This window comes from Dictyoglomus sp. SSW, from assembly GCF_055181335.1.
Genome location: NZ_CM143705.1, coordinates 102,817 through 124,617 on the forward strand (window position 1 = coordinate 102,817; position 21,801 = coordinate 124,617).

Sequence of the window (21,801 nt, forward strand, 5' to 3'; positions counted from 1 at the left end):
TTTTAAATTATGCACTCTATCTTTTCATATTCTCCATCTCTTAAATAAAGAGAGTATGGATACTCAAGTACTTCTTTACTTATCTCTTCTTTTTCTCCATTTCTTTTATACAATATATATTTCTTTACTTTTATATCCTTACCCAACAAGTCTTTTCTTTCTTGATTTATAAAATATATGAGAGTATTAAAGAATTTTATTACAAAAGTATTTTTGGGTACAAATATCTTTTCCTCGTTTCCATTTCCAAAATATGTTACCTCTTCATCATCTGTTGTAAATAAAAAGCTAGGAATTGAGGGTTCTGGTTTAAAACAAAGTCTATTATTTTCATCAAGATAAAAGGGATTTCCTCCTAATGTCATAAGAATAAGCATGTTATAAAATTCCGCTGTACTTCCAGAAAGTCTCGCTGAAAAACCAGCACCATGCAAATTTTCATCAGGATTTGCACTACTCACAATAAAAGAGACATTTTCAAATATGCTCCTTTTATATACTTCAGGGCTCATAAATGGTACAAGACACTTTTTCATATCCTCATAGTAGGTATCAAATTCTTTTGATCTTAAAATCTCTAAAAGATATTTGTACTCAAGATGGAGAAATACACTCTCATTTTCAAGCCATCCAGGTAGAAAGGCCTTTATTCTTCCAATTTCCAATGGGGCATCTTTCAATGATTCATTCACTTTATACATCTTCAATTTCTTATCATAGAGATCACTTTCTTTTATTCTCTTAATTATTTCCTTCTTTTTATTAGGGTCTTTCTCTACTTTTAGATAATGCACCTGACCTTCAAGAAAGAGAGGTAACTCATTTCTTTCAAATCTTTTAGGCTTTATTACCTTCTTCCCCTCTTTTTCTAATATTTCATAATCTATTAGATCATAATAGAAATATGTATGGTACAATCCTTTATCTTTAATAAATGCTTTCTCAATTCCTATATCTATTTTCTCTAAAAAAACTTTTATCCTGTCAACAACATCAGATAGCTTTACTGTTATCTCATCTCCACTTATCCCCAATCTTGTTCTTTCTCTATAAAACTCTCTTAATTTTGAGCTTTCATCCCAGAAATTAAAATTAGAAATTTCCCCTATTAGATTTTTCTTTGTAATTTCAAAAAGACCATTAATCAAATCCATGACTTCAATTGGAATTTTTATCTCTCTATCTGATAGACGATATTTATCTATCCATCTTATTAATAAAAGAATTAACCTTTTAAGTTCAAAAGTCTCATTTACAGAAGATCCAAAAAGTCCAGGAAGCCCATTTAAAGCATCATTCCAACCTGGTTTTCCAGCCTCCATCTCTATTCCCACATTATCAGGATCAAGAGTTGAATATTTTACTACTGCAAGGGTGATCAACTTAGAGATCAAGTTAGTATAATATATATCCCCTTTACCATATTTTGTCCTTACTTTATTGGGTTCTATCTTCCTGGATTTTATGAGTTTTTCTTTTTCTTCATCCCTTTTTAGTGATCTATACTGTCTTACACCTTTATCTGTTAAAACATACCTTTCCTCTCTTGGTAAAACAATTTCTGAATTATCATAATAGGTAAAGATATTTAAATCCAAAAGTAGATTAGCCATTTTATCTGGAAAAACAGACTCATAACTTTCTATAAGATCTAAATTGTAGAACCAATGATCAACCCAATATCCTTCTCCATGTTCTGCATCTTCAATCTTTTTAGAATTTGTAAGAAGAAATGATATAAACTCTATTAAATCCCCCTTTTTCAATCTATATTTGTATTTTTCAAGAATCCTTATAACATCATAAGGAATAAAAGGCCTTTTTAAGATCTCATAAAGCTCCTTTTCTATATCTTCATCTAACCAGTCTTTTAATTGATCTAATTTTTCCTCAGATAACAAGTATTTAATTCCTTTAATCACAAGAGGATTATATCCATCCAGTTGAATAAGATTTACAAAATACCATATATTAAAATAGTCTACACTTGGATTGAAATATATATCATTTCTTCTATTTTGATTTATATCTCTATAATTGGCATTACCTTGAGAAAAATAATTAGCTTCAAGTCTAAAAAAGTTATAATCTCTCTCCAAATCTCCATGTTTTCTTGAGAAAAGATAAATTATATCTTTCTTACCCCCATAATCCAAAGTAACAGGAAGACCACCCCTTAATATATTGTCAAGAAAATTCTGTTTAGCATAAGAATTAAATTCTTTTGAAGAACTATAAACAAAGGAATTATCAATAATACTTCTTATAAGTATCTCATTCTCTTCTGCTTTTCTTTCAATAAACTCTTTTTTAGAATATCCATTAATAATGGAATTCAATCTCTCTACAGAGTCAGATCTTCCTATAATAGAGATAATACTCTTTTCCTCATAAGGCGAAAGAGAAATTTGAGAATAAGAAAAAGCTGAGGGGGTCCTATCACCATAAAACAAGGTATTAATCTTAAAATCTTCCTTTGCAAAATTAAATGGATATGAAAAATCATCAGCTGGATAGAATATTAAAGACGGCTCTACAATTATAGGAAGAAGTTTATTATCTTCTACAAAGGAAAAGTAAAAATGCCCATTTTTTATAATCTCAACTTCAGTTACATCTTGAAAGGTTGTATATAACCTATAAAAAGGAGCATTATTTTCTCCATTATCAACCCGATACCATGCTTCTATTGTTCTGGACATATTTTTCATAACCTCATTTGTAAGTCCATAAGGTAAAAACTGTGGTATTCCATCAATAATTTCTAAATCAATATCTTTATTTTTAAGATTCTTAATAAATAATACCCTTATTAAAGCTCCTATAGGCTCATTGGGAAGAGTAAAATAATTTACATTACATGCAATATTAAGAGTATTATTTACCTCATATATGGTAAGATCATATGGTGTAATACTCATATGATTTTCTTTTTCAAATTTTTGATTTTCAAAGGATTCTCTAAAAGGCTCATAAATAACTCCATTTATCTTTATAAAAGTTCTAAATCCATATATAGGGGTCAATCTATAAGCTTTATTAGCAGGATGAAACTCAAGGATAGCACCATCTTTACTTTCAAATCCAAAACTTGCAATACACTGTGCTCTATTCACATAAAAACACCACATAGGAATACCCATAATTCCAGAAATACCAGGAAGGAAACTGGAAAAAGGATATGCATAGTTATAATTGTATATATTAAAGGTTAAATCTTTATCTTTATCCACTTCGTATTTAACTTTGCTATTCATAATACCCTCCTAACTTTCAATTTGTTTCATCCTAAAACTTATTATATATAACATTTATTTAATAAGCAATAAAAATTCCTTTGTAATAGGATCAAACATTCAAGTAATACAAATTTTCATCTCTTGATTTAAAACTTGCTCTTCTCAATCTTTTATTTATATTCTAAATACTTTATTAAGTTCCCCAATAAAAATATTCAAAGACTTAAATAATTTATTGACTTTTTCTTGAGGCGTAATGAACCATTTTGAAAAAATATCCTTAAGTAGATTATCTTCTCCCAAATTTTTCAGTATCTTTTTATGAAATCCAAAAAGGATACTATATATAATTAGATCTTTAATTTTATTTATACCATCACTATTTTTAATCAAATCATCAAGATTATCCTTTATATATCTTTTATAAGCCCTCCATCTAAATGCCATTAATTTACCTTCATAAGTATAGGTTGAACATTTAGAAATAAAAATTGATCCAAAAATTAGATTATGAGCTGAAATTATTATTAAGCCTAAATCAAAGATTAATAATGATATAAATAAAACCAAAACCCATAAGTAAATATTTAATAGAAAATATTTTTTAGGTTTTACATTAATCCATCTTAACTTCTTATAAAGATTTTCTCCTATTGCTCTATTAAAAGCTTTTTTAAAATTTTTTAGATTTAATTTAGAGATATCGGATAAATTAAACTCATTTCCTATTCTTCTTAATAAAAAAAGTAATATTTTTTGTTCTTCACTTAAATTATCATCTATTTCTTTATCTATCATAATAATTTTGTAATTTCTATTTTCTTCCTTAACAATAATACATTCATTAAAAGCAAGATCTATAAATGTAGCAGAATACGCCCTTTCCGAAACTTTTACATGTTTTTTCAAAAGTAGCTCAACCCATGCTGGAGGTAATTTAAGAGGAAGTACTTCTTTTACCTTTTGCAAATACATCAGAATTCAAAATAAAAAATAAAATTATTAAAAGGATAATAATTTTCTTAATTATCTCAGAATATTCTTTTTTATAGAAAACTATAAAATATCACTTATAATAAACATTAAATAGATTATAAACAATGGAGGATCTTTTATGGAAAAGAGAATAACAGTTATAGGAAGCTATAATACCGATCTTGTTACAAAAGCCCCTCATCTTCCAAAACCAGGAGAAACAATATTAGGAGGTCCTTTTATAATGGGACCTGGAGGAAAAGGATCAAACCAAGCAGTATGTTCTGCAAGGTTAGGTGCAGAAGTATACTTTATAGGATGCATAGGTAATGATAACTTTGGGAAAATAGCAAAAGATTTCTTATTAAAAGAGAATGTAAAAGTAGATTATCTAAAGGTAACCGATAAAACTCATACAGGGATAGCTTTAATAATAGTAGATGATAAAACAGGAGAAAATATGATTGTGGTAGCTCCTGGGGCAAACATGGAGGTTAATATTGAGCAGATAAATGCAGTGAAAGATATAATTTTAAGTTCCGATGTAGTCCTACTACAATTAGAAATCCCTATAGAAACAATATCCTATGTATTGAACTTGGTTTCAAATGAAAGGAACCCATTATCTATATTAAATCCAGCCCCAGCAAGAAAATTAGATGATAAAATATTGGGTAAAGCTGATATTGTAACTCCTAATAGAAATGAATTAGAGATTATAACAGGGATTAAGATAGAAACCTTAGAAGATGTAGAAAAAGCATCAATAAAAATGCTTTCTTATGGGACAAAGGGAGTAGTTGTAACTCTCGGAAAAGATGGGGCTTTTGTAGTAACTGAAAACAAAAGAAAACATATACCATCATTTAAAGTAGAAGCCGTGGATACAACAGGAGCTGGTGATGCTTTTAATGGGGGCCTTGCAGTAGCCCTTTCAGAAGGGAAAGACTTAATCTCTGCAGTAACTTTTGCCAGTGCAGTAGCTGCCTTAAGTGTTACAAAAATGGGAGCTGCCTCTTCCATGCCTTACAGAGAAGAGGTAGAAAGATTTTTGAAAGAATATTCCAATTAATTTGGGGGAATTTGAAATATGCAAAAACATTATTTAAGTTATTATGAAAGATTAAAAGTGGAGGAATTGCAAAGTAAAGATGAAGGAAAAGATTTATCTACATTGAAGGAGGAAATAGAAAATATATCTAAAATGAAAGATTGGGAAAAAAGAGAAGAGATAGCCAAAAAGTTATTAGATAAGATTCAGGCTATACCCATAAGAAAGGATTATAAATATAATGAACCATCAAAATTGGAAGAAATATTTAGAGAGTCTGATGAGGAAAAGGAAAATTATAGAGTAAAAATAACTCTTGATGAGAAACTTTTAGACAAGATCTATGGGGCTTATTTAGGGAGAATGGCAGGATGCCTCTTAGGAAAACCTATAGAAGGTTGGCCTCGTAATAAAATATGGAATTTTTTGAAAGATACTAATAATTTCCCCATAAAAAAGTATCTTTCTTCGGATGTTGATAAAGAGATAAAAGAAAAATATGGAATTGAGGATGTAAAGTGGCGAGGATGGATTAATAAAATTGACCATATGATTGAAGATGATGATATAAACTATACTATTCTTGGACTCTACATTTTTAAGAATTACGGAGAAAACTTCACTCCTGAAGATGTAGCTGAATCATGGCTTTTTAATCTTCCCATATTTCACACTTATACCGCAGAGAGAGTTGCTTATCAAAACCTTGTAAATTTAATTATGCCTCCTAAATCAGGAGAATTTAGAAACCCTTATAGAGAATGGATTGGCGCTCAAATAAGGGCTGATTTTTGGGGATATATAAATCCAGGAAACCCCAAAAGATCAGCAGAATTTGCATTTAGAGACGCATGTGTGTCTCACGTAAAAAACGGAATCTATGGAGAGATGTTTATAGCATCCTCTCTTTCTTGGGCTTTTGTATCGGATAACATAGAAGAAATAATAAAAGTAGGACTTTCTGTAGTCCCTAAAAATAGTAGATTCTATGAAGCTATTAAAAACATCATAGAATTTAAAAAAGAAGGTAAAACTTTTGATTGGGTAAGAGAATATATTTATGAAACCTACGAGAAGAATAGGAAAAATGAAGAATATTGGCATAATTGGTGCCATGTTTTATCAAACGCTCAAGTTGTGGTTGCATCCCTTTTGTATAGCGACCTTTCCTTTGAAAAAGGAATAAAAAATGCTGTCTCTTGTGGACTTGATACTGATTGTAATGGGGCAACGGTAGGTTCCATCTTAGGAGCAATATATGGAGCAAAAAATCTTCCAGAATACTGGATAAAACCCTTAAATGACACAGTAGAGTCAGGAGTATCTGGTTATAATATTTGCAAAATTTCTGATTTAGCCAAGGAAACACTGGATATAGTTAAAAAGATACAAAATTCAACTTAGAGCATTTCAAAATATTTTCTAATTTTCTGTGCCATCAACTTCCTTCTCTCTTGTAGAAAATTTAAGTAATCTATATCATTATTTTCAAGAATGGTTATAGGTATACAATGCATCTTAAAATTTTCTACAAGATCATCAAGATTATTTATACCTCCGTATTTCAAATTCTTAGTATTACATTGACTTATAAGCTCCTTAATATACTCTTTCGGGGGTTTATTACCTATAGCCAAATTTATCTCTGACTGTGCCATAACGTAATTAGCTATTTGGTTATAATCCTTCCGATCACTAAACCCACTCTTTTTTAGATAATCTTTCGGAAATATATGATGTACATCTCCCTTTATAGAAATAAGATCTTCTACAGTAATATCCTTTGACAAGAAACCTTTATCTTTCATCTTTACTTGAGCTGCAAGAAAAACCTGAAAATAAGGATAATCGCTTGAAGTAATCATACTCTCTGGTAACGTAACACTCCAAAAAGAATCTGAAAGTTCTGCCTTAAAAATATTATTTATAAATTCCTCAGGATTACTTTCCTCTAATCTCTTAATATCTTCATCAAACTGAGAATCAGGCGATCCTGAATACCTTGATGTTAGTACAGACATGACAAACCACTTTCTTACATAAGATTCTATTTTAGCAGGATGTATCCCTTTCTCCTTTAATGTAAGAAACAAAGCATAGGAAAAATTCAACGGGTTATATGCTCTTATCATAGAACTATCTATGAAACCTGCAGACCTAATAATCATGATAAATTTTTTAAAATTGGCTTCATTTATATAATCAAATAATCCTTCTCTAAATTTGTTTATAGTATCCTCTATTATTTCTTCTTTATATTCCTTGGTTTTAAAATCTCTTCCAGATAATAAAGCAACTAAATCTTGTAATTTACCCCTTTTGAATTTATAAGTAAATATAGTCCTCAACAAATCCACATATGATGGATCATATAAATCTTCTTTACTCTCTTTAAGCCATGCCATCTTTTTAAAATAATCTGTATTAGCAAACTCTTTATCGTTTTCTAAAATTTCATGATAAAATTCAGGTTTGTCAGCTAAATAACAAAAATAATCTATAGCCTTACGAATGATATCTCCCCCATATTTATCATTGACAGCAAATTTCGACATGGCAAAATCAGACTGATTAAGTTGGGTACCTTTTGAATTCATTCTAATAAATATCTCTGTAACTTCCTCTAAATCTAAATCTGAGTTTAATTCAATAACTCCTACAGGTACATTAACTATACTTCTTAGAGCATCGAGAGACAAAAATATATCATCTTTAATCACATCAGGATTAGATAAAACATAATCTTCTACTAACTTTAAAAAATTAAAATCTTGGGAAAAAACTTTTGAAATATCTGAAATCCATTCCTTGTTCTTTTCTATAGCTGAATTTGTCACCTCGAATACTTTCTTCTTAGGATTAAAGGCTATCCTAATTTTTTTCCTCCTATAATCTTTATCTACTACCTCTTTACCTAAAACTGCGGACATTAGAGCTGTAACCCTTTGCTGTCCATCTATTAATATCTTTTTACCTTTTGACGATGTTCCGTCCTTTGCTTTCACATTAGGATTTTGCCATATAATGATATATCCCACAGGATAACCTTTATATAATGAATCTATAAAATCTCTAACTTGAGTAGATTCCCACACAAAAGGTCGTTGTATCTCAGGAACTGCTACTTCACCAGATTGAATCCAAGAAAGTAATGTTGATATAGGGTATTGATTAACTGAGAATTTTTGAATAATCATTTCTTATATCCTCCGTCTGATCCTAAAATATAATAACATATATAGGATATCATAATAAAAAGAAGACTATCAATCCATTAATTTTCCAAATATTACTCAATTTGTTATTTATTAAAAATTGTGTCATACTATTTATGGGACAAAATTATCCCCAATTAGGAGGTATATTATGAAAAGGAGATTTATAGTCTTTTCCATTCTTTTCCTCTTAATACTTTCCTTTTCCCTGTCCATGGATAATAATACAGCAATAATATCTGCAAGCAATAATGCCTTTGGTATAGATCTGTATAAAAAAATAATTACTGAAGAAAAAGGAAATATCTTTATATCACCCTATAGCATATCATCTGCTTTAGCAATGACTTATGCAGGAGCAAGAGGAAATACAGAAAAACAAATGGCAAAAGTATTATACTTTAATATTCCACAAGAAGATCTTCACAAAGCTTTTTCATCCTTAAATTCATACTTTAATAGACCCAACAAAAGTTATCAGTTGGCTATTGCAAATTCCCTTTGGGGACAGACTAATTATCCTTTTCAGAAGGAATTTATAAGTCTGTTAAACAAATATTATTCAGCAGGATTTAATGAAGTTGATTTTATAAATGAAGAAAATAGAGAAAAAGCAAGATTAACCATTAATAAATGGGTAGAGGATAAGACAAATAATAAAATTAAAAATTTAATACATCCAGAAGATATCTCTGCTCTAACACGGCTAATACTTGTTAATGCTATTTATTTTAAGGGAAAATGGCAAAATCAATTTGACCCTCAAGAGACAAGAGATATGCCCTTTAATTTAGAAAACCAAAAGAAAATTAGTGTACCTATGATGCATCAAGAGGGAAGATTTAATTATACAGAAGATGATGAAGTACAAGTTTTAGAATTACCATATTCAGAAAATGAAGTATCCATGATTATATTCTTACCTAAGGAAGGTATAAGTCTTTCTGATTTTGAAAAAGAAATTTCTGTAGAAAGAATTAATAAATTGTTATCAAATTTAACTCAAGAAAAGGTTGATGTATATATCCCCAAATTCAAAATGGAAAAAAGATACATATTAAATAAACCTCTTATTGATTTAGGCATGAAAGATGCTTTCGATATGAGTCTTGCTGACTTTTCAGGAATGACGGGAAGTAAAGATTTATATATAAGCAAGGTAATACATCAATCCTTTATTGAAGTAAATGAGGAAGGTACAGAAGCTGCAGCAGCAACAGCAGTGATAATGTCAGGTAAAGCTATAGCCCCAATGATTATTGAATTTAAAGCAGATAGACCATTCCTATTTATCATTCGTGATATTAAAACAAATACTATACTCTTTATGGGAAGATTTGTAGAACCTTAAATAAATAGGGTCAAGCCTCAAGGCTTGACCCTATTAAAATTTATATTTCTAAATTTTCAATTTTAACCCATTCAAGAATAATATCTTTATATTCATCCTTTATTCTATACACATAATCTTTTTCTGATTTATCCCAATAGCCTTCTATAAAATCCTCTTTACCCAATAGTTTTCTTTTTAGCTTCAACCCTCCACGTGCCCCCGCAATCTCTTTTCCTAATAATTTTTTTCCAATACCTAAAAATGCTTTTTCCTTAGCAATTTCATTCATTAAAACAAGTAAATACTTTTTTTGTATAGGATATCTTTCAACTTGAGCCAAAGCAGCTATTAATACTTTTTGATAGTGAGTACATCCTCTCAAAAATTCTAAAAGTTCATCTTTTGTCCATGGTTTTTCTGATTTTTTCTCTTCATTTTCATCCTCTATACTCTGTTCAGATATAGCTTCTGCTATTTCTCTTATCAATTTAATTATATTTCCAATATTTACACTCTCAATCGGGAATATAAGACTTTGAATTTTTTCTATAGCCTTTGATTCACCTACTACAGGAGTCAATTCTATTTTTAAATTAACTAAATCAATAAGGTCAGTATATAATATTACTCGTATTTTGTCTTTATACTTACTTCCAACTATTTGTTCAATCAAAGGTTGAATATCACCTTTACCAATAACATATAACCCAAAAAACCCTTTCATTATCGTACTTTTTCTCAAGTTGAACAATATATTCTCCAAGTTGAGAAACACTTCCGATAGGCCATGTATTTTTTACCACGTTGTTTCCAAAGGCCATTTATCTTTCTCAATAAACTCTCTAAATTTTTTCGTCTGTTCACTTCCATCCTTCAATTCATTACCTATTAAATTTAACATATCCTTTATCTCAAGCATAAACCCTCACTCCCGTTCATAATTATCTAAAATTATACAATAAACTTTAAATGCCAATCTGGAATATTTTTAAACTCATCAGGTATTATATCTGTCACAATATAATCTACCTTTTCAAGCGTACATACACGGAAGGGTGCAGATGTACCAAATTTACTACTATCTGCCAATAAAACCACCTTGTCTGCCTTTAATATTATAGTTTTTGCAACCTCTGCTTCCTCCATATCAAAAAAGGTAATACCACTTTTTATATCAACACCATTTGCTCCTAAAAAGTAAAAATCAATCTTACCTATCTCTTGGAAAAACTTTATAACATACCCACCTATACATTCAAAAGATTTTTCCTTTGTAGTACCTCCAGAATGAATAAGTTTAAAAGATTTCCTCAAATTAATAACAGCCCAAGCTGAAGTTATAGAATTAGTTAAAATAGTAAGATCAGTTATAGGGCTTTCATCTAATGCTTGTACCATATAATATATGGTTGTTCCTCCACTCAAGGCAATTATTGCTCCATCTTTTAATAAGGATAAGGCCTTTTTACCTATTTCTTTTTTAGCCTCTTTATTTTCTTCCAATTTAACAAAAAAAGAATTTTCAGAAGTAATTCCTGTAAGGGTAGCTCCTCCTCTTACTCTCTTTATCAATCCTTGACCTTCTAAAAATCTTAAATCTCTTCTTACAGTTATCTCAGAGATACCAAGTTCCTTAGCTATTTCAGGAACAGTGATATATCCTCTTTCTCTAATAAGTTTAATTATTTTATTAAATCTATATTCTTTCATATTAATAAAACCCCATTCTATAAGTATTTTGATATTTGTTCTTTATTATATTTGATCCAAAAATGATTGTAAAGAGACAAAAAAACTCTTCTTTTTATAAATTTCTTATCTATAACATTCAAAAAACATTGTTTATTTAGACTAAAATTGATATAATAATGAACAAAAAATAAAAGGAGGTGTTTCAATTGAAAAAAAATAGTGGTTCTCCTTATTACTTTCCTTTCTTTACTCTTGATCACTACTTCTTTTGGTCAAAAAACAATCACAATTAGATATGGAGTATGGATGAGTGAACAAATAGATGGCATTAAAACACAAATTTCTGCTTTTGAAAAAAAATATCCTAATATCAAAGTAAAACTTGAACATGTACCATGGGAAGAATATTGGACTAAGTTACAAACCATGATAGCAGGTGGAGATTGCTGGGATATATTCACTATGGATAATGGATTCTATCTAAAAGATTATGTGGCTAAGAAAACCATAGTAGATATTACATCGTTCATAGAAAAAGACAAAATTGATCTTAGTGTCTATCCTTCTGGAATTCTTAAGCTTCATAACATAAACGGAAGATATTATTCTCTTCCAAGAGACTATGATACTATCGCTATGTATTTTAATAAAAAGGCTTTCGACGAACTTAAACTAAAGTATCCAGATACTAATTGGACTTGGGAAGACGTAAAGAAGGCTGCAGAAAAATTAACGAAGAAAGATGCAAAAGGATCTGTAGTAAGATATGGTATAACAGCTGACGGCGGAGCATTAGCTGTTTCTCAAGGATTTCTATTCCCATTGATTCTATCTCTTGGTGGATCATTAGTAGACAAAGAAGGAAAAGTAGTTTTAGATACCCCTCCAGCTGTAGAAGCACTTTCTTTTACAAAAGAATTAACTGAAAATGGTTTTGCACCTAAACCTGGCGTTACTTCTGAAGATTTGTTTATAGCCGGAAGAAGTGCTATGAATTTTGGTGGATCATGGATGCTTGGATATTATGCTTAAAATATTAAAGCCTCTAATTTTGGAGTAGTTATGCTTCCAAAATCCAAATTAGGAAAGAGGGCTACCATATCAGATTCCTTAGGTAATGTAATTTGGAGTAAAACTAAAAATTTAGATGCTGCTTGGACTTTTGTAAAATGGATGGCTGGAAAAGGAGCAGCTAAAATACTTGGCAAGACTGGGACTGTAATTCCAGCCTATAAAGATGCAGATAAACTCTGGGTACAAGGATTTAAGAAATTCGGAAAGGAAAAGGATGCTCGGGTATTTATTGATTCTGTAAAATTCACTAATCCATGGCCTCAGACAGAAGGAGCAAGTGAATGGTTTGACAGATGGGAAACCTATTATATTGTTGAAATTATATCTGGAAGATTGCCAGTTGAAGATGGCCTAAGGCAAGCTGTACAAGAAATAAACGATATCATTATTAAGGCTAAAGAGGAATAAAAATATTATAAGAGGGGAAAGATTTTGTCTTTCCCCTCTTTATCTTAGGAGGAACTTTTCATGAGAGAGCCTGGAGGTATAAAGAGAAGTATACAAGGATTATATTTTTTTCTTTTCATTCTTCTTTCTCTTATATTTGCGTTATTAGCCTATTATATTCCTTTTGGAATATCCTTTAAACTTGCCCTTTCCAAATACGATGCCATTTCACCTCCAGAATTTGTTGGTCTTAAGAATTTCAAAAAAATATTACAAGACAAGATATTTTGGATTTCATTGAAAAATTCATTCTTATATACTTTATATGTAGTACCTGCTTCTTTAGTATTAAGTTTCCTTATTGCAGTTGGCCTTAATCAAAATTCAAAATTTATAAGAACATTAAGAGTATTTTATTTTGTACCTACAGTTACCTCATCTGTAGCTATAAACTTTGTATGGTTATGGTTCTTCAATCCTGAATATGGCCTATTAAATACAGTACTTGGCCTTTTGAGTTTAAAAAAAATTTATTGGTTAACAGATCCTAGAATAGCCCTATTTTCTTTAGCCTTAGTGGGTATATGGGGTAGCCTAAGCTATAACATAATTTTATTTTTAGCAGGGCTTCAAAACATACCCATTACATATTACGAGGCTGCAGAACTCGATGGGGCTACTAAGAAAGATATTCTATTAAATATAACTATACCTCTTATGACTCCTATTATATTTTTTATACTCATCATGCAGATCATAAGTACAGTACAAATGTTTGAAAGCGTATTTATTATGACTCGCGGTGGTCCTGGTTACTCCACATATACTATAGTATATTATATTTACAGAAATGGCTTTAACTGGTTCCGAATGGGATACGGCACAGCCCTCTCTTGGATTCTTTATTTCATCTTACTTATCTTAACAATTATTCAATTCAGATTTCAAAGGAGATGGGTATATTATGAGTAAAAAATTCATTTCTATAATTCTATTGATTGGAGCTATTCTCATGTTTCTTCCATACTGGTTCATGCTAATAGTATCCTTCGAAACCATAGAGGAAGCATCTTCTGTTCCACCTCGACTCTTTCCCCTGAATCCTATTACTAATAACTATAAAGAAATATTTATTAAATTAGATTTTGCTAGATATTTTTTAAATTCTCTTTTTGTTACCTTAACTTTAGTATTTTCCCAAATATTTCTTTGTTCTTTAGCAGGCTATGCTTTTGCAAGGCTTTATTTCCCGTATAAAAATGCCATTTTCCTAATATTTCTTTCAGTAATTATGCTACCCGGAATTGTACTCCTTATACCCAGATATATTATTCTAAAAAATTTAGGATTAATTAACACTTTAACAGGAGTCATTCTTCTAGAAATATTTAGTGAATTTGGCATATTTCTTTATAGACAGCACTTTCTTTCTCTACCCATTGAAATGGAAGAGGCAGCAATTGTAGATGGGGCAAGTATATGGAAAATATTATGGCATATTGTGATGCCTTTATCAAAACCTATTACTTTATCCTTTGGACTTTTAGTCTTCATATATGCATGGAATTTATTCCTATGGCCCCTTATAGTTATTACATCCCCTGAGAAGAGAACCCTCCCTATAGCAATAGCCTTATTACAAGGGCAATATTTCAGTAATTGGGGAGTTATAATGGCAGGAGGTATTATTGCATCACTTCCACCAATTATATTATTTCTATTCACCCAAAAGAGTTTCATAGAAGGAATAGCCTTTAGTGGTCTTAAGTAGATTAAGGAGGTGCTAAAGAATGAAAATATGTTTTATTGGTGCAGGTAGTGTAGTATTCACAAGAAATCTTCTAAAAGACTTAAGTTTATTTCCAGAATTTAAAGATTTAGAAATCGTCTTAATGGATATAGATCCAGAGAGATTAGAAGTAGCTAAAAAAATAGCAGAAGAGATAAAAGAAACTAAAAAACTAAAATGGTCTATAAAAGGTTATTTAGAAATGAAAGAGGCCATAAAAGGCTCAAGTTATGTCATAAATACAGTACAAATAGGAGGAAAAGAAGCTACATATGTAGATTTTGATATATCTGAGAAATATGGTTTAAGACAAACCATAGGAGATACTCATGGTATTGGCGGAATAATGAGATTTCTAAGAACAGCACCATTCTTTAAAGAATTAGTAAGAAATATTGAAGAATATGCTCCTAACTCATTACTTATTAATTTTACAAATCCTATGTCCATGAATCAGTGGTTCATAAATGAAATATCAAATATTAAAAATATAGGTCTTTGCCATTCCATACCATACACTATTGAGCAATTAGCAAGCTACATAGATGTGCCCGTAGAAGAAATAAATTACAAGGTAGCAGGAATAAACCATATGGCATGGGTCTTAGTTTTTGAAAGAAAAGGTGAAAATTTATATCCCTACCTATTTAAAGCAATGGAGAAAAAGGAAATTTGTAAAAAAGACTCAGTAAGATTTGAAATATTAAGAAGATTTCATTATTTTGTAACTGAATCCTCAGAGCATAATGCAGAATATTTCCCATACTTCTTAAGGGACAATGATTTGATTGAAAAACTCAATATCCCTATAAGAGAATACATAAGAAGAGTGGAAGAGAATGAAAAAGTCTTTGAGGCTTTTAAGAATTATTATTTGAGAAATATAAAAGAAGAATATAATTTAATAAAAAGATTTTATGGTGATGACAATACAGATACCTCTAAAGAATACGCAGTTCAGATTATTCATGCATATGAAACCAATGAGTCTAAACAAGTATATGGTATCGTAAGAAATAAAGGAATTATAGAAAACTATCCATATGATTGTATGGTAGAAGTACCATGCTATGTAGACAGAAATGGAATTTCCCCTCTCTATATTGGTAAAATTCCAGACCAACTTGCTTCATTAAATATTATGCAAATAAATGTACAAAGATTAGCAGTAAGAGGAGCAATAGAAAGTAATAAAGATTATATTTACTATGCTGCCCTTTTGGATCCAGTAGCTTCTTCTCTCCTATCCCCTGAAAAAATCCATAAATTGGTAGATGAACTACTTGAAGCCCATAAAAAATATTTAGGAGATATGTTTGAAAGAAAATAGGAGGAATTCAATATGTGGCTTAATAAGGATTATTTAAGGAAAAAAGGAGTATATTCCATATGTACATCGAACTCTTTTGTGATAGAGACATCCTTAGAATATGCTGAAGAAAATGATGATTATATACTGATTGAAGTTACACCCCATCAAGTAAATCAATATGGAGGATACTCAGGAATGACTCCTGAAGATTTTAAAAACTTTGTTCATAGACTGCTGAAAGAAAAGAACATAAAAGAAGAAAGAGTTATCTTAGGTGGAGACCATTTAGGACCTCTACCTTGGCAAGAAGAAAAAGCCTCTTCAGCAATGAAAAAAGCAAAAGATCTTGTAAAATTATTTGTTGAAAGTGGATATAAAAAAATACATTTAGATTGTAGTATGCCCTTAGGAGATGATCCTCCCATATTAAATATGGAAACTATTGCAGAAAGAGAAAAAGAACTTTTAGAAGTAGCAGAAAATGCGGCAGAAAGGCTTAATATTAAACCAGTTTATGTGGTAGGGACAGATGTACCTGTAGCAGGTGGAGGTGAGAAAGAAGGAATAACCTCAATAGATGAATTTAAAAAATCTCTCTCTGCCTTTAAAAAATCCTTTCAGAATTTTCCCCATATATGGGATAGAATTATAGGGTTTGTAGTAATGTTGGGCATAGGTTTTGATAATGATAAGGTTTTCGATTATGATAGAAAAAAAGTTATAAATCTTTTAAATAAAGTTAGGGAAGAAGATTTATTTATTGAAGCCCATTCTACTGATTATCAAACTAAAATACATTTAAAAAAGATGGTAGAAGATGGTATAAGAATTTTAAAAGTAGGCCCTGCTCTTACTGCGTCCTTCAGAAGAACCCTTTTTATTTTAAACTTAATCGAAAACGAACTGATACCAAAAGAAAAAAGATCAAATCTTAAAGAAATTGTTCTACATGTGATGAAGAAGAATGATAAATATTGGTCTAAATATTATAAAGAAGAAAATACTGATAAGGATATTTTATATAGCCTATTGGACAGGATAAGATATTATTGGGAATTTCCTGAAATTAAAAGATCTCTTCAAATTTTATTGAAAAACCTCTCTGAAAATATAGATATGAGATTTATATATCAATATTTTTATGACGAATATTACCTCATAAGAGAGGGAAAAATTAAAAATAAAGTAACAGATATAATAAAGCACGAAATTAAAAAAACCTTAGAAGATTATCACTATGCAATTCATATATAATTTTTTAAAGTTTCTCCATCTACCACTCCCTCCATAGGTCCCTTCTTTGTTACACTCAAAGCTCCAATAATATTTGCAAGTCTTAATGCCTTATTAATATTATATCCTTGCAATATACTTGCTATAAATCCTGCATCAAAACAATCACCAGCTCCCGTAGGATCAACCTCATCTACTGGATATGGATCTACCCTATAATGTTCCTCTCCATAATAAGCTTCTGCTCCCCTTTTTCCTTTCTTTATTACAATGATTTTTATCCCAAATTCTCTCAGCTTATCCAAAGCTTCTTCCATACTTTGAGATTCAGTTATAGTCAAAATCTCTATCTCTCCTGACAAAACTATATCTGATTTAGAAAGAATATACTTGAGAGTTTTTAAATATTCTGGGGATAAACCCAATTCAACCCTAATATTGGGATCAAAAGATACCATTTTCTCAAATGAATAAGCCAAATCAACAGCCTTCATTATAGCATCTTTCATATTTTTACTTATTGCCAAAGAACATCCCATAATATGTAAACATTTTACATTTTTTATCAAATCCTCTGTAATATCTTCTGAAAAAACCTTACTTGCTGCTGAATGAGGAAGATGAAAAATAAATTTTCTTTCCCCATTTGAAAAATAAGTAACAAAAGCAATACCAGTTATATATTCTCCAGTTCTTTTTATCAGATCAGTTTGAATCCCGTCCCTCTTTAACCTTTGATAAACCATTTCTCCAAAATCATCTTCCCCAACACATCCTATTATTCCCCCTCGGAGCCCTAATTTTACAATCTGATCAATAAAAATTGCAGGAGCACCACTCGGGTAAGGACCTAATAACTCTCCAGGATGCAAAAAATCCTGATCCAAATTTTTGGCCATCATCTCTACAAGTATTTCACCTACAGTTAAAACATCAAGTTCCATACAATATACCCCCTATCTTATTTTTGTTTAATTATATCTCAGATCATACCCATTATAAGGTATAAAATATGGTATAATCTTAAAATACAAAGAAATAATTTAGGAGGAAACATATGTGCCTTGGAGTACCATTAAAAGTGGTGGAAGTTAGAGAAGATAACACTGCTCTTGTGGACATGGGAGGTCCTACTCTTGAGATAAGTACTATCTTTACCCCTGAGGTAAAAGTGGGAGATTACGTTTTAGTACATGCAGGCTTTTCTATTAGTATTCTAAGCGAAGAAGAGGCTGGCGATATATTCTCTACCTTAGAAGAGATTGAAAAGTAAAGTGGATATTAAGGAAGTAGTAGAAAGAATAAAAAAGATATCAAAAAAAAAGATAAATATAATGGAATTTTGCGGTACTCATACTCATGAAATCTTTCGTTACGGAATTAGACAACTTTTACCTGAAAATATTCATCTTTTATCAGGACCTGGCTGTCCTGTATGTGTAACATCAGAGGATGATATTGATTACATAATAGATCTTGCACAAAATTATGATTTAGGCATTATAACCTTTGGAGATCTGATAAATGTACCAGGAAATAATGGTAGTTTAAATTACCTAAGAGCAAAAGGTAAAGAAGTAATTGTTGTGTACTCCCCTTTAGAATCTATAAATATAGCAAAACAAAATCCAAACAAAAAATATCTACTTATAGGGATAGGTTTTGAAACAACAGTTCCTAACTTAGCCTTCACTTTAATTAAAGCTAAGGAGGAAAATATCAAAAATCTGTATTTTCTCTCATTACATAAACTAACACCTCCTGCTATGAAAGCAATTTTAGACATGGGAGAAATAAAAATTGATGGGATTATCGGTCCTGGACATGTGTCTACAATAATAGGGAGAAAGGGTTGGGAAGAATTATTTAATACATATAAAATTCCTTTTGTAATAATGGGATTTAAACCTGAAGAAATATTATATGGAATATATCACTTATTAAAAATTATAGAAGAAGAAAGGCCAGCTCTTATCAATGCATATGAAAAAAGCGTAAAAGAAGAAGGAAATAAAACTGCATTAGAATATATGTACAAGGTATTCAAAAAAGGAAGTGCCAATTGGAGAGGTTTAGGAACCATAGAAGATAGTGGTCTTATTTTAAATGAATCATTCGAAGAATTTGATATCCGAAAAATATATCCTCAAAAACCAAATAGTTTAAAGTCAAAAAACAATTATTGCCGATGCGGAGAAGTGTTAAGAGGAGTTATAAAGCCTACAGATTGTCCTCTTTTTGGAAAATCTTGTACACCTGAAAGCCCAAAGGGACCTTGTATGGTATCCTCAGAAGGCACATGTTCAGCCTATTACATTTATGGAGGAGAATAAATGGAAGATATTATTCTTCTTTCTCATGGAAATGGAGGAGAAGCAACAAGAAAACTTATTGAAGAAGAGATATTGAAATACCTTGGAAATGAAATCTTAGAAGAGCTATTAGATTCTGCTCTTATAGATATAAAAGGGAAAATTGCCTTTACGACAGATTCCTTTGTAGTATCTCCTATCTTCTTCAAGGGTGGAGATATTGGAAAACTATCCATATACGGTACCATAAATGACCTCTCAGTAATGGGAGCAAAACCTCTTTATATAAGTGTAGGATTTATCTTAGAAGAAGGCCTATCTTTAAATGAGTTTAGAAAAATATTAGAATCTATGCGATCTGCTATAGATGAATGTAATGTTAAAGTGGTGACTGGAGATACAAAGGTGGTAGAAAAAGGTAAGGGAGATAAAATTTACATAAACACTACAGGAATTGGCATAATAGAAGATGGGATAAGTTGGCATGGTAGAAAAATAGAGGAAGGTGACATTGTAATTATAAATGGAGAGATTGGAGAACATGGACTATCAATAATGTTGGAAAGATTGGGAATAAAAACCGAAGAAATAGAATCAGACCTTGCTCCACTTCATAACATAACTCTTCCTCTTTTAAAAATCAGTAGTGGGATAAAATTTATGAGAGATCCAACAAGAGGAGGAGTTGCTGGTGTACTAAATGAAATTGCTCAAAAATATAATGTGGAAATTGAGATAGATGAAGAAAAAATTCCCGTAAAACCATGGGTTAAAAATGCCAGTGAAATTCTTGGAATAGATCCTCTATACTCTGCCAATGAAGGAAAAGTTGTTATCATTGCAGATAAAAAGGAGGAGAAAAAAATTATAGAATTTTTAAGAAATCACCCTTTAGGTCAAAAAGCACAAATAATAGGAGAAGTAAGGGGAAAAGGAAAAAGAGTTTACTTAAAAACTAAAATGGGAACAAAGAGGATATTAGATCCTCTAAAAAAGGATCTTTTACCAAGAATTTGTTAAAATCTAAGAATTAGGAAGGAGAATAATTTTATGAATACAAAAGTTGTAGTATATGAAACCGATTATAATAAAGATGAGTTAAAAGAAAAAATTTTAAAAGCTTTTGATCATTTTAAGCTACCAGATCTTAAAGGAAAAAAGACTTTTATTAAGCCTAATCTTCTTATGGCAGCACCTCCAGAAAAAGCTATTACAACTCACCCAATTTTAATAGAATCTTTAATAGAAGTACTTAAAGAAAAAGGAGTAAAGGACGTATATATTGGGGACACCCCTGGAACCACAGCTACAAACATGGATCATCTATATAGAATAACAGGTTTAAAAGAGGTAGCAGAAAGACAAGGAGCAAATCTTGTTAATTTATATACCTATGGAGTTATAAGTATTAAGAGTGACATTGCAGGAGAAATACCAATAACAAAATTTATAAAAGAAGTGGATTACATAATAAATGTACCCAAATTAAAAACCCATACCTTTATGCTAATGACGTGTGCTATAAAAAACACATTTGGTCTTGTACCCGGCATGAATAAATCAAAAATGCATGCTATTGCAATAAATCCAGAAAGCTTTGCCAAAATTTTAGTAGATATATTTAAAGAAGTAAACCCCTTAATAAATATCGTTGATGGAATTATAGGTATGGAAGGAGAAGGACCATCTGCTGGTAATCCAAGAAGATTTGGGAAATTAATAATAGGTGATGACGCAGTTGCGGTAGATGTAATATCAAGTATAATCCTTGGATATAGTCCCCAGGAAATATTCACAAACTTGATAGCCTATAAGAAGGGTCTTGGTGAGATAGATATAGAGAAAATTGAGATTATCGGTGAAGAAAAAGATAAACTTTACAATCATAATGTAGCAAAGGTTAAAAACTTCTACTCCATAACAAAAAATTTACCATCTTTTATGGGTAATATAGCTTCTTTTTTATTTAACAAACTAATACGACAATATCCTGTTATTGATGATACCAAATGTATAAAATGCAGAATATGCGAGAATGGTTGTCCTAAGAAAGCTATATCTTTAATAAATAATAAAATGGTTATAGATTACAGTAAATGCATCTCTTGTTTTTGTTGTCATGAACTTTGCCCTCAAAAAGCAATTAGACTTGAAAAAAGTTTATTAGCAAAGAACATATTTAGATAAAA

Annotated in this window: 20 protein-coding genes; 13 read left to right on the forward strand and 7 right to left on the reverse strand. The window is 30.4% G+C overall.

Going from position 1 to position 21,801, the window contains the following annotated elements:
* Positions 1-2: 2 nt before the first annotated feature.
* Both ACY3JM_RS00465 and ACY3JM_RS00470 read right to left on the reverse strand, forming a co-directional pair.
* Positions 3-3,257 (reverse strand): hypothetical protein, encoded by a 3,255-nt coding sequence (locus ACY3JM_RS00465; protein ID WP_463111416.1) that lies wholly within the window; start codon positions 3,255-3,257, stop codon positions 3-5.
* 156 nt (positions 3,258-3,413) lie between these two features.
* Positions 3,414-4,214: a DUF2207 family protein gene (locus ACY3JM_RS00470; protein ID WP_463111417.1), complete on the reverse strand. Its 801-nt coding sequence runs from the start codon at positions 4,212-4,214 to the stop codon at positions 3,414-3,416.
* Positions 4,215-4,353: 139 nt separating this feature from the next.
* On the opposite strand from ACY3JM_RS00470, the gene rbsK reads away from it, so the two are divergent.
* Both rbsK and ACY3JM_RS00480 read left to right on the forward strand, forming a co-directional pair.
* Entirely contained in the window at positions 4,354-5,286 is a 933-nt protein-coding gene (gene rbsK / locus ACY3JM_RS00475) for a ribokinase (RefSeq protein WP_463111418.1), read from the forward strand.
* A gap of 18 nt (positions 5,287-5,304) precedes the next feature.
* On the forward strand, positions 5,305-6,669 hold the full coding sequence (locus tag ACY3JM_RS00480) for an ADP-ribosylglycohydrolase family protein (protein ID WP_463111419.1): 1,365 nt from the start codon (positions 5,305-5,307) through the stop codon (positions 6,667-6,669).
* On the opposite strand, the gene ACY3JM_RS00485 is transcribed toward ACY3JM_RS00480, so the two are convergent.
* Complete coding sequence (locus tag ACY3JM_RS00485) at positions 6,666-8,462, reverse strand: GmrSD restriction endonuclease domain-containing protein (RefSeq protein WP_463111420.1); 1,797 nt, start codon at positions 8,460-8,462, stop codon at positions 6,666-6,668. The genes ACY3JM_RS00480 and ACY3JM_RS00485 overlap by 4 nt on opposite strands.
* 169 nt (positions 8,463-8,631) lie before the next feature.
* Here ACY3JM_RS00485 and ACY3JM_RS00490 point away from each other — a divergent pair, with 169 nt between their 5' ends.
* Positions 8,632-9,831, forward strand: a complete 1,200-nt coding sequence (locus ACY3JM_RS00490) for a serpin family protein (RefSeq protein ID WP_463111421.1) — start codon at positions 8,632-8,634, stop codon at positions 9,829-9,831.
* A 40-nt stretch (positions 9,832-9,871) separates the two neighbouring features.
* On the opposite strand, the gene ACY3JM_RS00495 is transcribed toward ACY3JM_RS00490, so the two are convergent.
* The 3 genes from ACY3JM_RS00495 to ACY3JM_RS00505 form a co-directional block, all read right to left on the reverse strand.
* Positions 9,872-10,537, reverse strand: coding sequence for a hypothetical protein (locus ACY3JM_RS00495; protein ID WP_463111422.1), 666 nt, complete (start codon positions 10,535-10,537; stop codon positions 9,872-9,874).
* Positions 10,538-10,609: 72 nt separating this feature from the next.
* Complete coding sequence (locus tag ACY3JM_RS00500; protein WP_463082845.1) at positions 10,610-10,732, reverse strand: hypothetical protein; 123 nt, start codon at positions 10,730-10,732, stop codon at positions 10,610-10,612.
* Positions 10,733-10,764: 32 nt separating this feature from the next.
* Positions 10,765-11,523: a DeoR/GlpR family DNA-binding transcription regulator gene (locus ACY3JM_RS00505; protein WP_463111423.1), complete on the reverse strand. Its 759-nt coding sequence runs from the start codon at positions 11,521-11,523 to the stop codon at positions 10,765-10,767.
* A 288-nt stretch (positions 11,524-11,811) separates the two neighbouring features.
* Between ACY3JM_RS00505 and ACY3JM_RS00510 the strand changes: the two genes are divergently transcribed.
* The 6 genes from ACY3JM_RS00510 to ACY3JM_RS00535 are packed head-to-tail and all read left to right on the forward strand — an operon-like array spanning position 11,812 to position 17,321.
* Positions 11,812-12,537, forward strand: a complete 726-nt coding sequence (locus tag ACY3JM_RS00510) for an ABC transporter substrate-binding protein (protein WP_463111424.1) — start codon at positions 11,812-11,814, stop codon at positions 12,535-12,537.
* A gap of 30 nt (positions 12,538-12,567) precedes the next feature.
* Entirely contained in the window at positions 12,568-12,987 is a 420-nt protein-coding gene (locus ACY3JM_RS00515) for a hypothetical protein (RefSeq protein ID WP_463111425.1), read from the forward strand.
* A gap of 60 nt (positions 12,988-13,047) precedes the next feature.
* A complete protein-coding gene (locus tag ACY3JM_RS00520) occupies positions 13,048-13,938 on the forward strand; it encodes a carbohydrate ABC transporter permease (protein ID WP_463111426.1) in 891 nt (296 codons plus the stop codon).
* On the forward strand, positions 13,931-14,737 hold the full coding sequence (locus tag ACY3JM_RS00525; protein ID WP_463111427.1) for a carbohydrate ABC transporter permease: 807 nt from the start codon (positions 13,931-13,933) through the stop codon (positions 14,735-14,737). Before ACY3JM_RS00520 ends, ACY3JM_RS00525 begins: the two co-directional genes overlap by 8 nt.
* Positions 14,738-14,756: 19 nt before the next feature.
* Positions 14,757-16,085, forward strand: coding sequence for an alpha-galactosidase (melA, locus tag ACY3JM_RS00530; protein ID WP_463111428.1), 1,329 nt, complete (start codon positions 14,757-14,759; stop codon positions 16,083-16,085).
* 12 nt (positions 16,086-16,097) lie between these two features.
* Positions 16,098-17,321, forward strand: coding sequence for a class II D-tagatose-bisphosphate aldolase non-catalytic subunit (locus ACY3JM_RS00535; protein WP_463082851.1), 1,224 nt, complete (start codon positions 16,098-16,100; stop codon positions 17,319-17,321).
* On the opposite strand, the gene ACY3JM_RS00540 is transcribed toward ACY3JM_RS00535, so the two are convergent.
* A complete protein-coding gene (locus ACY3JM_RS00540; protein ID WP_463111429.1) occupies positions 17,312-18,244 on the reverse strand; it encodes a sugar kinase in 933 nt (310 codons plus the stop codon). The two genes, ACY3JM_RS00535 and ACY3JM_RS00540, sit on opposite strands and share 10 nt — an antisense overlap.
* Before the next feature lie 113 nt (positions 18,245-18,357).
* Between ACY3JM_RS00540 and ACY3JM_RS00545 the strand changes: the two genes are divergently transcribed.
* The 4 genes from ACY3JM_RS00545 to ACY3JM_RS00560 are packed head-to-tail and all read left to right on the forward strand — an operon-like array spanning position 18,358 to position 21,799.
* Entirely contained in the window at positions 18,358-18,573 is a 216-nt protein-coding gene (locus ACY3JM_RS00545; RefSeq protein WP_463111430.1) for a HypC/HybG/HupF family hydrogenase formation chaperone, read from the forward strand.
* Complete coding sequence (gene hypD, locus ACY3JM_RS00550) at positions 18,563-19,633, forward strand: hydrogenase formation protein HypD (RefSeq protein WP_463111431.1); 1,071 nt, start codon at positions 18,563-18,565, stop codon at positions 19,631-19,633. Before ACY3JM_RS00545 ends, hypD begins: the two co-directional genes overlap by 11 nt.
* On the forward strand, positions 19,634-20,632 hold the full coding sequence (gene hypE / locus ACY3JM_RS00555) for a hydrogenase expression/formation protein HypE (protein ID WP_463082856.1): 999 nt from the start codon (positions 19,634-19,636) through the stop codon (positions 20,630-20,632).
* Between the two features lie 30 nt (positions 20,633-20,662).
* The gene (locus ACY3JM_RS00560) at positions 20,663-21,799 is read left to right on the forward strand and encodes a DUF362 domain-containing protein (protein WP_463082857.1); all 1,137 of its coding nucleotides are present in this window, start codon (positions 20,663-20,665) and stop codon (positions 21,797-21,799) included.
* Positions 21,800-21,801: the final 2 nt, after the last annotated feature.

Bases quoted from the DNA above. Each gene is read 5' to 3' on its own strand.
- ACY3JM_RS00465 (WP_463111416.1), bottom strand. From the start codon at position 3,257: ATGAATAGCAAAGTTAAATACGAAGTGGATAAAGATAAAGATTTAACC.
- ACY3JM_RS00470 (WP_463111417.1), bottom strand. From the start codon at position 4,214: ATGTATTTGCAAAAGGTAAAAGAAGTACTTCCTCTTAAATTACCTCCA.
- rbsK (WP_463111418.1), top strand. From the start codon at position 4,354: ATGGAAAAGAGAATAACAGTTATAGGAAGCTATAATACCGATCTTGTT.
- ACY3JM_RS00480 (WP_463111419.1), top strand. From the start codon at position 5,305: ATGCAAAAACATTATTTAAGTTATTATGAAAGATTAAAAGTGGAGGAA.
- ACY3JM_RS00485 (WP_463111420.1), bottom strand. From the start codon at position 8,462: ATGATTATTCAAAAATTCTCAGTTAATCAATACCCTATATCAACATTA.
- ACY3JM_RS00490 (WP_463111421.1), top strand. From the start codon at position 8,632: ATGAAAAGGAGATTTATAGTCTTTTCCATTCTTTTCCTCTTAATACTT.
- ACY3JM_RS00495 (WP_463111422.1), bottom strand. From the start codon at position 10,537: ATGAAAGGGTTTTTTGGGTTATATGTTATTGGTAAAGGTGATATTCAA.
- ACY3JM_RS00500 (WP_463082845.1), bottom strand. From the start codon at position 10,732: ATGCTTGAGATAAAGGATATGTTAAATTTAATAGGTAATGAATTGAAG.
- ACY3JM_RS00505 (WP_463111423.1), bottom strand. From the start codon at position 11,523: ATGAAAGAATATAGATTTAATAAAATAATTAAACTTATTAGAGAAAGA.
- ACY3JM_RS00510 (WP_463111424.1), top strand. From the start codon at position 11,812: ATGAGTGAACAAATAGATGGCATTAAAACACAAATTTCTGCTTTTGAA.
- ACY3JM_RS00515 (WP_463111425.1), top strand. From the start codon at position 12,568: ATGCTTCCAAAATCCAAATTAGGAAAGAGGGCTACCATATCAGATTCC.
- ACY3JM_RS00520 (WP_463111426.1), top strand. From the start codon at position 13,048: ATGAGAGAGCCTGGAGGTATAAAGAGAAGTATACAAGGATTATATTTT.
- ACY3JM_RS00525 (WP_463111427.1), top strand. From the start codon at position 13,931: ATGAGTAAAAAATTCATTTCTATAATTCTATTGATTGGAGCTATTCTC.
- melA (WP_463111428.1), top strand. From the start codon at position 14,757: ATGAAAATATGTTTTATTGGTGCAGGTAGTGTAGTATTCACAAGAAAT.
- ACY3JM_RS00535 (WP_463082851.1), top strand. From the start codon at position 16,098: ATGTGGCTTAATAAGGATTATTTAAGGAAAAAAGGAGTATATTCCATA.
- ACY3JM_RS00540 (WP_463111429.1), bottom strand. From the start codon at position 18,244: ATGGAACTTGATGTTTTAACTGTAGGTGAAATACTTGTAGAGATGATG.
- ACY3JM_RS00545 (WP_463111430.1), top strand. From the start codon at position 18,358: ATGTGCCTTGGAGTACCATTAAAAGTGGTGGAAGTTAGAGAAGATAAC.
- hypE (WP_463082856.1), top strand. From the start codon at position 19,634: ATGGAAGATATTATTCTTCTTTCTCATGGAAATGGAGGAGAAGCAACA.
- ACY3JM_RS00560 (WP_463082857.1), top strand. From the start codon at position 20,663: ATGAATACAAAAGTTGTAGTATATGAAACCGATTATAATAAAGATGAG.